Origin of the sequence: Mesorhizobium sp. M8A.F.Ca.ET.021.01.1.1 (assembly GCF_003998025.1) — a bacterium.
In the GTDB taxonomy this organism is placed as follows: Bacteria; Pseudomonadota; Alphaproteobacteria; order Rhizobiales; family Rhizobiaceae; genus Mesorhizobium.
In genome coordinates this window covers 1-2,983 of record NZ_RZSJ01000691.1, presented here as the reverse complement: position 1 = coordinate 2,983, position 2,983 = coordinate 1, and the positions used below count along the sequence as shown (strand labels likewise).

Genomic DNA, 2,983 nt, shown 5'->3' with positions numbered 1-2,983 from the left:
GCAAAACAACCCCTCCCCCGCCACTGCCGTCGAAATCCAGAACCGGCTCGGTATGCATCACGGCTTTGCCTTCGACATGCAGGCGGTGTGCTCCGGCTTCGTCTATGCGGTGGCGACAGCCGACCTCTATATCCGCGGTGGCCTGGCAAAGCGCGTGCTGGTCATCGGCTCGGAAACCTTTTCGCGCATTCTCGACTGGAGCGATCGCTCGACCTGCGTGCTGTTTGGCGACGGCGCCGGTGCGCTGGTTCTGGAAGCGGGCGAGGGGGCCGGCACGATCGCCGACCGGGGCGTGCTGGCGGCCAGCCTGCGTTCCGACGGCGCGCACAAGGAGAAGCTCTTCGTCGACGGCGGACCGTCGACGACGGGAACGGTCGGTCATTTGCGCATGGAAGGCCGCGAGGTCTTCAAGCACGCGGTCGGCATGATCACCGATGTCATCGAGGCGACCTTCTCGGCCGCTGGCATTACCGCCGAAGACCTTGACTGGTTCGTGCCCCACCAGGCGAATAAACGGATTATTGACGCTTCAGCCAAAAAGCTCGGGATAGCAGAGCAAAAGGTGGTGGTGACCGTCGATTTGCACGGTAACACCTCGGCTGCTTCCGTACCGCTGGCGCTGTCGGTGGCCGTCGCCGACGGCCGCATCAAGAAGGGTGACCTGGTGCTCCTGGAGGCGATGGGCGGCGGCTTCACCTGGGGCGCCGTTCTGGTTCGCTGGTAAGTGGAGAACGGTCCGGTTTCGGTCCTTGACCTTGCCGGATCAATTACTTAGGCTCTGCCGCTGTTGTGCCGATTTTACGTTTGAACTGATGGGACGGTCGCATGGGGGGAAAAACACTTACTCGCGCCGACCTGGCCGAGGCCGTCTACAGAAAGGTCGGCCTGTCGCGCACTGAGTCCGCCGAACTCGTCGAGGCCGTGCTGGACGAAATCTGTGAAGCGATCGTGCGCGGCGAGACAGTGAAGCTGTCGTCCTTCGCGACATTTCATGTCCGCTCCAAGAATGAGCGCATCGGACGCAATCCCAAGACCGGCGAGGAAGTTCCGATCCTGCCGCGCCGGGTGATGACCTTCAAATCGTCCAACGTGTTGAAGAACCGCATCTTGCGTTCTCACCAGAACAGCAAGGCCAAGGGCGGCAAATAGCCTTCATTGCCCGGTTGAAAACCGGCGCGGCGATGACGGCGGGCTTGAATATTGCTTCACAAACCGCTGAAATAAGGCCCGATTCGGCGGTATGGCCGGATTGGTGTTCTGGCGTATGATCTGTTCCGCGCTGGCGGAACAAGCTCTTCTCCTCGTTGGGCGCGATCTCGTCTGAAGACCGTTCCGGGCCACGCTCCAGCGTGAGGATTTCGCCCATGGACAAGAGCCCCGACGCCTTCCGCACTATCAGCGAGGTCGCGGAAGATCTCGACCTGCCGCAGCATGTGCTGCGTTTCTGGGAGACGCGCTTCAACCAGATCAAGCCGATGAAGCGCGGCGGCGGCCGCCGCTACTACCGGCCGCAGGATGTCGAACTGATCAAGGGCATCCGCCACATGCTCTATGACCAGGGCTACACCATCAAGGGCGTGCAGAAGCTGCTACGCGAAAACGGCAATCATTTCCTGGTCGCCATCGGCAATGGCGATATGGCCGCGGTCGAGGCGATCTCGCAACGCAAGCAGGCCGACCAGGTGCCGCTGACGCCGGCCGCACAGCCGCGCGGTGGAGATGACGAACTGGTTGGCCAGCCAAGGGTCAAGCCCAGCCGCCGCTTCTTCGGCCTGGGCAAGAGCGACGAGGAAGGTCCGGTCGCGCCGGACGCGTCGAAACTCTCGCGTGACAATCGCGCGCTGCTGCAGGAGGCGCTGTTCGACCTCCTGGAATGCAAGCGTCTGCTTGACCAGGTGCGCTGACCGCGAGCACCGGGTGCTTTGACGCCTCGAAACCGGAACCGGCGGTCGGGTGAGGCGTTACGTTTCCTTCTGCAAGACAAGGAAACGCATGATGGCTTCATTTTCGACCCTTTCGGACATCGACCTCGAAAAGCAGGTCGCGGCTCTCTCGAGGGAACTCGCGGCGTTGCGCAAGGCAGTGTCAAAGCGGGGTGGCGTTTATTATGAAGACGGCCGTGATGCTGCTCTTGATACATATTCGGATCTTGCGGAGCGCCTGCGAGATGCCATGCCGGCAATCCGCAGACAGGGCAGGGTGATCGAGAAATCGGCACGCGACCATCCGGCGGCCGCCGCTGCGGTCGGCCTTGTCGTGCTCGGTCTCGTCGCCAGCCTGCTGTTTAGCCGGCGCTGACTGCCACCCCAGGACAAGGAATCCTGAGAAATGGCGGCTCGCCTTTCCAGGCCGGCCGCCATTCTCATTCATATCAGCGATTTGTAGTGCCGCTCCGGCATCTGGCACGAAGCGCGTCGGCATAGAGGCGTACGGCCCGTTTGTGCTTCCGACGCAAGAATGCGGATTGATCGAGCCGCCACAGCCGTTCGATTTCCCCGGCGATCGCCGGGTTTGTCCATGTGCCATATCCGGCGGCCGAGTAGACGGTGACCTCGCCGGCATAGAGACGATCGTCGGTGACCAGAAAATCGATACGGATATAATCGAGGTCGCCGGCTATGCCGGGCGCGATCGAGATCGCCTGGCGGACATAGGCGACGAGCCGCGCATTGACAGGCAAGGCCTGGTCCTCCCCGGGATAGTCTGGATCGCGGCCGGGCAACGGATTGGCGTCGCGGTCGAACAGCAGCGAGCGCTTGGCGTGCTTATCCTCCACCCAGACATGGGATATCACCCCGCTGCAGAGATGGACCTTGATGTCGGTGGCGATCGTCCCGCCGCTGAGTGCCAGCGGCTCCTCCACGAAAACGGCCGGTACGACAGGCCAATAGGCCCATTCGCCATTGCGCCGGCCGTAGCGTTTTTTGAGCCAGCGGCTGGCCTTGCGCACGATGGCGGCGCGATCGGGTTCGCCGTTGGAGAC

The 2,983-nt window shown here is 62.4% G+C and carries 5 protein-coding genes; 4 read left to right on the top strand and 1 reads right to left on the bottom strand.

What is annotated here, in order from left to right:
* From EOA36_RS32295 to EOA36_RS32280, 4 genes are all read left to right on the top strand, one after another.
* A partial coding sequence (locus EOA36_RS32295) for a beta-ketoacyl-ACP synthase III (RefSeq protein WP_145969425.1) occupies positions 1-724 on the top strand: 724 nt, incomplete at its 5' end.
* A gap of 101 nt (positions 725-825) precedes the next feature.
* Positions 826-1,149 carry an integration host factor subunit alpha gene (locus EOA36_RS32290; RefSeq protein WP_010915609.1) on the top strand — a complete coding sequence of 108 codons (324 nt, stop codon included), beginning with the start codon at positions 826-828 and terminating at the stop codon, positions 1,147-1,149.
* A 215-nt stretch (positions 1,150-1,364) separates the two neighbouring features.
* Positions 1,365-1,904: a MerR family transcriptional regulator gene (locus EOA36_RS32285; RefSeq protein WP_127280880.1), complete on the top strand. Its 540-nt coding sequence runs from the start codon at positions 1,365-1,367 to the stop codon at positions 1,902-1,904.
* Between the two features lie 91 nt (positions 1,905-1,995).
* Positions 1,996-2,298: a hypothetical protein gene (locus EOA36_RS32280; protein WP_127280879.1), complete on the top strand. Its 303-nt coding sequence runs from the start codon at positions 1,996-1,998 to the stop codon at positions 2,296-2,298.
* A gap of 73 nt (positions 2,299-2,371) precedes the next feature.
* Here the strand turns inward: EOA36_RS32280 and EOA36_RS32275 are convergent.
* Positions 2,372-2,983: ATP-grasp fold amidoligase family protein (locus EOA36_RS32275; RefSeq protein ID WP_210212436.1), on the bottom strand; the 612-nt coding region annotated here is incomplete at its 5' end.

Coding starts and splice junctions, on each gene's coding strand:
- EOA36_RS32290 (WP_010915609.1), top strand. CDS start 826: ATGGGGGGAAAAACACTTACTCGCGCCGACCTGGCCGAGGCCGTCTAC.
- EOA36_RS32285 (WP_127280880.1), top strand. CDS start 1,365: ATGGACAAGAGCCCCGACGCCTTCCGCACTATCAGCGAGGTCGCGGAA.
- EOA36_RS32280 (WP_127280879.1), top strand. CDS start 1,996: ATGGCTTCATTTTCGACCCTTTCGGACATCGACCTCGAAAAGCAGGTC.